Source organism: Gemmatimonas sp. (assembly GCF_041689975.1).
GTDB lineage: Bacteria > Gemmatimonadota > Gemmatimonadetes > Gemmatimonadales > Gemmatimonadaceae > Gemmatimonas.
The window spans coordinates 1-7,516 of record NZ_JBDNFF010000313.1 but is presented as its reverse complement, the minus strand read 5'-3'; the positions used below and the strand labels follow the sequence as shown (position 1 = coordinate 7,516).

Below are 7,516 nucleotides of genomic sequence, written 5' to 3'. Positions count from 1 at the left end.
AGCAGCCGCTACCCCCAAGCAAAACCTGCCCGACTTGAGAGATGGCGCTTTCGTGTCAGTTGCAAACGACTGACATCAACCACGCAAAATTGTCGATGTCAGTGTGCAAAAACAGGCCAATGTCAGTGTGCAAAATCACAACCGATTGGCAGCAATGATCTTGTTGGCGAGCGGTTGCGGGGTGTTCGTGCCTTGGCGCCACGCATCTTCGCCATGTGACGCGGGTGCCAGTCTGACAGCACTGATGCAGCTTTTCTGAATCAGTGATCTGAGGGGATCTCGACCGGCTATGTGAAACCGGCAAGACCGATCTGGGTCTCTGTGTCCGTCGAACCGGGCGGAAGTTCATCGGTCCGGTGCACGGCGACAACCCACCCGACGGAGTAAGGGTCGATCTCGGCCCAATGGCGTTGCCAAGGGCGGGTCGCGTATTTCGTCCCGGACTGCTCGTGCACGATCGTGAGAGAGCCATCTCGTCGAAATCGCTTCAAACCAGGGCAGTGATCCAGAGCGAGCTGGACGCATTCGTGGTGCATGAGTGCATGGCCATTGAAACCCGCCAGCGCGTTGGCCTGTCCGTACCACGGTACTCCCCACCCGATCTGATCCGAAAGCGGCAGTCCGCATACCTGACAAAGTCGTTCTGTCACGGCCTGCTGTCCGCGACCGTAGTCGTCAAGTAGCCGCAGATCGGCGGGGTCGTTAGCGATCCACGGGATCGGCGCATCGACTGCGCGCAGACCATAAGGACTCGGTGATCCGATCGGAGCCGTTGGACGAGGTAAACCATCAGGGGAAAGCGTCACAGACAAAACCATCGCACATCGGTCTGACAACGACAGGTGCCGACACTGCTGACATGGATGCGAAAGAGAAACTCCGGCGAGATCTAGCCGGTGGTAACCCTGTGCCGCACGACCAAGTCTTGAAGGCACTTGGCATGCGTTCGGGTACGGACCCGCATCACGTTCTCCTGACCTTCGGACGCGAAAGTGCCTTGGCAACGCTGGCATTTGAGGACGGCAACTGGTTCCTAGACGAAGGGCCCCACTCGGCACGACTCACCAACAGGTGCCCGATATGCAGACCGAGTTACTCATACTGACCGCAGGGCAGACAGTTGTCTCGGGGCCACCACCGCTTGACTACGGCAATCGGTGCACGACCCGACGGACCATCCACCGCCAGCCGAATCTCCACTTCAGTTCGCATGAGAACGAATTCAGCGTGCCTTCTAGACCCTCCGGACCCCATTTCCCGATGTTCATCGACGCCGGTGTGCTGCACGGAGGAAGTGTCCAAGCCTCGTTGATCCACGGTCCGACCACCCGCTGAATGTTGGTTTGTACCTCGTCGCGGCGTTCGGCGAGCCAGACGCATTCGGCCCTCAAGTACGCTTGGTCACGGCGCAGGCATTCCTGCAGTTCCGTCACGTGCGCTACCAGCGCTGTCAGAGTTGCAGGCTCATCGCTGGTTCTACGACGAATTCGGAACGGCAGTTCCGCCCACGCAGCGAGTGTCGCGCTCATATCGCTGTACCGCTCACGACGTTCCTTTCTCCGGGCTGACGACACGCCCAAGGCGTAGGTCAGCGTCGCCAGGATGATGGCCCCAGCGACTGTGAAAACTCCTGTTTGATCGAGAACATCCAGAATGCTGGTGTCCTCGGAATTGGCGGCTGCAATCCCCATGCTGACCCTCACCGTCTTGCACACAGGATTGGATGAGGCTTCCCGTCAAGCCGATGCCCGTGCGGCGCATCCTCGACAGGCCAGGGGTTGCCACGACGCACAAGTTCCTCAGTTTCGAGATGGCGCTGCACGAGGAAAACGAATCGCTCAAACCCATGGGACCAGTCCCAGCAGAGCCTCGGCGGGTCTTCCGGATACCAGAGACACAACGCCCCACCGGGTGAGCCGTCCGCTCCTGGGTTCCGGTGCAACCACGACCTCGCCGAGCCCGATGGAAACGCCTCAGGCACGGGCTGTGTAGCGTCCCTGCGTTGAACGATGCGGATCTGCTCGACTTGATACCCGTGAGCCTGCAGCTCGAGAGGTGGTTGGAGCTGCAGGTCGAGCTTGACGACAGCACTCGACCAGTCAGTGACGACGGAACCGACGACAGATGGCATGATCAACCGAAGTGCCCTGCACGTGTCGTGAGGTTTGCCGACCACGTCGGCATACGTGATGTAGCTCATGGTCGCCACGCCCGGGTAGGTGCAGCACGGACGGTTGCGGCCGGGGTGACAACGCGGCTGATCCCGTGGCCTTCCCAGAGCGCGGACACGGCCTCGCGTTCGTTCGGTTTCGGAAAATCGCTCCCGAGAATCTTGTACCAAATGGCGATTGCAGCGTTGTGGTTTCCGGCTTGCCGTTCGTTTACGGCCTGTTTCGCCAGCGCTGCTGCGCTCAGGAACGCGTCGTACGCAGCCTGCCGATCGGTCGGGTCGAGCCGAGTGTCGAGGCGGTCCACTCCGGTCGGATCGGTGTATGAGCCTCCTGGCTGCAGGCCGGTTACACCAGCGTCGAATATCGCTTGGAGTGCCTCGTCCGGGGCCATTTCCGAGACGATGGCTGTGTAGGCAAACGACTCGACATGCAGCCCAGGAACACACCCGCCGAGGTTCTCACGAACGAACAGTTTGCCGGCCCGAACCGCTTCCACGAACATGTCCATGCCACAGTCGTCGTTCCGTGTCTTGATAATCCGGATGAGGGTGCGAGTGTTCGACTCCTGCCAGTCATCGGCCTCGGTGTTGACAATGAGGATGTCGTCCCCAAGGTCGTACGCCGGAACGATGTCGAACGCGAAGGTGTGTTCACCGAAGTCGAGGTTCACGCAGTGCTTGCCGACCGTTACATCAAACTTCGGGTAGAGACGTCGCAACTCGTCGGCAATACGGTTCGCTGCAGTCACTGCCGTGCCCGGCGTTGCCTCTCCTGGTTCGCCTCGCAACAGCACTACCTTGTCGACGTCACGGAGGGGTGCCAACATCGTGCGACGTTTGAACGACCCCTGCAGGAATGCCCCGTCGATGAGCCCGGCGGCGCGAAGCTGATCAGTGATCGTGTTGTGCACGTCTTCGGCCTTCTTGCGTTCTGCCGGAACGAGCCTCAGAGACTCGTGCAGTTCCTTGAACGCCTGGTCAACCGTCAATTTCGTGTTCATGTCTTGTACCTCCGCAGGTCTCGATGAGCGGGTGCTCACTCATCTCCACGTGACATCGGCGGTATCTGTCCGGTGTCAGTTGCAGTTCGGGCACTCGACGCACGCCGTCGGAATCATGAGGAAACAGTTCTGACAGACCACGGCTACGACTGACGGCCCCGCCTTGGAGGGCGGACACGCGCAACCACAATCTGGGCACTGACGTCGCGAACACCGCTCACACCACGGCTCACCAGTGATGTCGCCGTTACATTCTCGGCAGGTCCACCTCGCTGGCAGTGGCCGCCCGCCCCGGTCGACCTCCGCCAGCGATTCGGTGAGCACAGAGAACGTGTAGCCATCGGCGGTAGTGCGCGCTTGCCCGTCGAACTGCATACCCGAGACGAAGCCACCCAGGTTGACTGACTCGTATGAGGCTGTGGCGAAACCTGTTCGTGCGGCTCGTGCGAACAACGAACTGTCTGCCTGTCTGGCATTGCGCCTGATACGAAACGGAAGGTTCCTGGGCGCCGAGAACAGAACATCGGATCCCTTCGAGAGGATGACCATTCCGTTTTTCATGAGGCGTTGGGCAGCTCTAACGCAGCAAGCCTCACGGCTTGCGAACTCCTGATCCGCAACGAATGCAGCCAGTGATCGAACCGTCCAGCCGGAGGTCAGGTGCTCCTCGACAACGGAGTCGGGCAGAATGAGCGTGGCGGCTATTGCGTCCGCAAGCTGTTCCTCGGCGGCTGCGTCGTGCTGGCCGCCTCGGGCGTACAGCCAGTCCTGGATCTCGTCATCGGTAGCGATGAGGTGATGGCCGAATTCATGCAGGCAGGAGAAGCGTCGTCGGCTATCAGACGCAAACTCTGATATGCGAATCGTCTGTGCTCTGCGGTCGTAACTTGCATCTAGGCCGCAGCCGGACGCACTGCCCACGATGACAGTGAGCCCGAAGTAGATCTCGACGGCCAGGTTGGGGTTCCGACGCAACTCGTCTCGGACGGGCTCGTCGAGCTGACCGACGAGCCGTGCGGCCTGGCGCCGCAGCGCAACAGGGTCAGGAGCCCCCACCGAGGACCTCCCTCACCCGGTCGAGCCACACGGAGACATCGTCGGTGTCTCTGCCGGTTGATCGTGCGGCGAGGGCGAATCGGTTGTCCGTGTACTGCTCCCATCGATACGACGCAGAATCCACAGTGCCGCGGCGAGCTGCATCCTGGCGCCAAAGCGGCCGGATTTGGGGTGAGTCGAGAGCCGCCAGAAGTGACAGGCTGGGCGGTGACACGGCAGCGGTGTCCGGTACACCAGCATCGGAGAGCTTCGTGCGTTCCTGGTCGTTCGGTACGTGCTGTCCTCGCAGAAGTGCTCTGGCCGTACTGGCGTCGATTCCTGTGTCAGTGGCCATTCTGGTTGGTGACGGCCACGTCCGTTGCAGGATGTCCGTCAACGAAGATTCCCGGGTAGTCGGGACCCACTGGGCGTCTGCGAGCAACGCCATGGCGTCCTCAACGGCCGCGAGCGCTGCAGCACGCGTGTCGACAGGGGAGACAATTTTCGGTTCCACAATAAAAGTCATGTGGTTCGAAGCGTCACCCAGATACAGGTCGAGAGTTCGGGCTGGCAGCGACGCGGTGAGTGATTTTTGAACGACTGCGGACCAGCCAAGTACTTCAGCGTCGATGACAGTGACCTCGCCGGCAGAATCTGTCGGATCCACTATTGGTGCGGCTTCAATCCGGCCGGTCTCGGAATCAACTGCCACTAGGTAGACCAGTTGCACGATGTCTCCCCATTCGCAACGCCAGAGTTGGCTGGCGTTCGGTTCAGGTGGCACGACGTTCATCGCGGCTTTCAAGGATGCGGGAATCGGGAGGGGCGGCAGGGTGACGTCCGGTGACAAGGCGCGAAGTTGTCTGGTGGCCGCCAAGCACTCGTCGCACTGACTGAGGTGTGCTTCGATGAGGTCTGCTCCATCGACCTGGTCGCCTTCTGCAAGGGCGAGCAGTGTGAGGTCATCGGGGTGGTTCATTGCTCTTTCCATCACTATCTCCCACGCAGCATCGTCGGCGATTGTCCGGCCTTGACGTCATCGTTGTGGAGCACGCAGAGGCATCTGACTAAGTGGATACGCTCCTCCTCGGACATCTCCTGGCATTCATCGGCGACGATCTGCTTGACGGCGCCTTGGGCTACGTTCACTGCGCTGCGGCCAAGACCGACAATCCCGGCTGCATCTCTCGCCGACAAATTGAGGTAGGGGACCACCGCTTTCTGCGAGTCGGTCAGCTGCATCCAAATTGCCTCGGCGACAAGCCTCCCGACGGCAGACGCCTCTGGATCTTGGAACGGCGTTGCCGGATCGACCTCCGCATCGACCACGGTGGCTACCTGTCCTAATCTGTGCGAGCACACTTCGACGAGCACGGACAGCGGCACTGGCGTGCCTGCTGTCGCCAACACAGCTTCCAGCAGAGCTTCGAAGTGTGTCCTGGACGCGTAGGAGCTTCTGCGTTTCGCATCGGCCCGGACTCGCATCACAGTTACCGGTACCGCCCATCCGGCCTCGACAAGCTCTCCGATGCTTCCTTGCCAGATCTCTCCTTCGACAAAACCGGCGACGCCCCAAGCTCTGCCGTGCCGAACGAATGGCCCTTTCTTCAACACATCCGAGACGCGTTCGTGCATACCGGTTTCGTCAGCTGCTCGGAGTTGGTCGATGGCAAGTTGTCGGATGGACTGTGCCACCAGCGCGGCGAGGTGCTCATCGTTCCGGGCAGACAGAATGGCTTTCAGGGCCCGTCCCGATACCCAAAAATCCTGTGCGAGGTCGGCGACGTCTTCTGCGTTCCATTCCCCGCCTCCTGGTCGGGGGACCTGCCTGGCAATTGACGTTGCCAATCGCCTGGTGAGCTTGGCAAATTCCGCCTCCGAATGTTGAGGGGCGACGCTGCGCAGACCGTCCAGTAGCGAGGTTTCCGTCACCGCCTCAACCTCGGCGGTCAAAAGTGGCCAACCTGACGGTCACGCGACTGTCTCGCCTGCGATGACTTCTGCTTGGCTGAGAATCAACTGCGTCGCAGCTTCCTCCATGTCTGGCGGATAGCCGTAACGGAGCAGCAACCGTTTGATGGTTGCCCGGAGCTTCGCCCGTACCTGCTCTTTGACTGCCCAATCAGTCTTGGCAGCACGACGGACGATCTCGACGAGGTCGTGAGCAATCTGCTTCAGGGTCTCGTCGCCGAGCTCGAGAACAGCGCTGTCGTTCGTGCGGATTGCGTCGTAGAAAGCGAGCTCATCGTCGCTCAGGCCCAGGTTTGTTCCCCGGTCGGCTTCGTTCTTCAACGTTTGGGCGAGAGCGACCAGCTCGGCCACCACCTGTGCGGCGTCGAGGGTCCGGTTCTGGTAGCGGAGGATCGATTGGGAGAGCATCTCTGAGAACTGGCGGCCAGTCACGATGTTGCGTTTGCCGACTCGTCTGATTTCGTCGTTCAAGATCCGCTTGAGCATTTCGATCTGAAGGTTCGGGCTCTTGGACTTCTTGAACTTCTCGATGAAGTCATCGTCGATCAGCGACAAGTCGGGCTTCGCCAACCCAGCCTCGGCGTAGATGTCAATGACACCGGTACCGGACATCGCCTCTGAGACGATCTGCTTGATCGCAGTGTCGAGCACAACGGACGGATCGACACCTTCACGGTCGGACCCTTCGATCTTGGAAATCTGCCCACGGACCGCTTCGAAGAAGGCCACGTCATCGCGAATTGCCAGTGCTTCGTCTGATGGGACGCACATGATGTACAACGCAACGAGGTCTCGGGTTTGCGCCAAGAACCTGCACTTGAGGCACGGCTGGTCCTTCGTGCACGTATCAGCGCCGGCACCTGGGTGCTTCGAGATGAGGTACTCGACGGTCATCGTCAGCGTGTTCAGGAAAGCCTTCGGTCCGCCGGCGCTGAGGCGCGTCCGCCAGTCAAAGCCATGCAGAACGTTGCAGACGACCTCGTGCTTGGAGATCAGCGCCGGGATCGCCTTCGCCCTGAGGTCCTGGCCCAGTTCTTGCGACTCTTGGTCTCGGACGGTGTAGTCGGCCAGTGCCGCCTTCAGGTCCTCAGCGATACCGAGGTAGTCGACGACCAACCCGGCGGGCTTGTCTTTGAAGGTGCGGTTCACACGGGCGATGGCCTGCATGAGATTGGCACCGCGCATCGGCTTGTCGACGTACATCGTGTGCATCGACGGCGAGTCGAAACCGGTGAGCCACATGTCGCGCACGATGACGATCTCGAGCGCATCCTTCGGGTCCTTGGCCCGATTCTTCAACGCCCGCAACGCGTCCTTCGAACGGATGTGGGGCTGCATT

6 protein-coding genes are annotated in these 7,516 nt (G+C 60.6%); all 6 read right to left on the bottom strand.

All coding sequences use genetic code 11. The features are described from left to right. Positions 1-1,145: 1,145 nt before the first annotated feature. The 6 genes from ACESNG_RS18955 to ACESNG_RS18930 all read right to left on the bottom strand — a co-directional run bounded on the left by ACESNG_RS18955 (position 1,146) and on the right by ACESNG_RS18930 (position 7,428). The gene (locus ACESNG_RS18955) at positions 1,146-1,691 is read right to left on the bottom strand and encodes a hypothetical protein (protein WP_373070346.1); all 546 of its coding nucleotides are present in this window, start codon (positions 1,689-1,691) and stop codon (positions 1,146-1,148) included. A gap of 505 nt (positions 1,692-2,196) precedes the next feature. Then, on the bottom strand, positions 2,197-3,171 hold the full coding sequence (locus tag ACESNG_RS18950; protein WP_373070344.1) for an SMODS domain-containing nucleotidyltransferase: 975 nt from the start codon (positions 3,169-3,171) through the stop codon (positions 2,197-2,199). 75 nt (positions 3,172-3,246) lie between these two features. Then, complete coding sequence (locus ACESNG_RS18945; RefSeq protein WP_373070348.1) at positions 3,247-4,092, bottom strand: ImmA/IrrE family metallo-endopeptidase; 846 nt, start codon at positions 4,090-4,092, stop codon at positions 3,247-3,249. A 121-nt stretch (positions 4,093-4,213) separates the two neighbouring features. Further along, entirely contained in the window at positions 4,214-5,185 is a 972-nt protein-coding gene (locus ACESNG_RS18940; protein WP_373070342.1) for a hypothetical protein, read from the bottom strand. Between the two features lie 14 nt (positions 5,186-5,199). Then, positions 5,200-6,138, bottom strand: a complete 939-nt coding sequence (locus tag ACESNG_RS18935; protein ID WP_373070340.1) for a hypothetical protein — start codon at positions 6,136-6,138, stop codon at positions 5,200-5,202. A gap of 39 nt (positions 6,139-6,177) precedes the next feature. Beyond that, positions 6,178-7,428 carry a type I restriction enzyme endonuclease domain-containing protein gene (locus ACESNG_RS18930; RefSeq protein ID WP_407944711.1) on the bottom strand — a complete coding sequence of 417 codons (1,251 nt, stop codon included), beginning with the start codon at positions 7,426-7,428 and terminating at the stop codon, positions 6,178-6,180. Positions 7,429-7,516 lie beyond the last annotated feature (88 nt).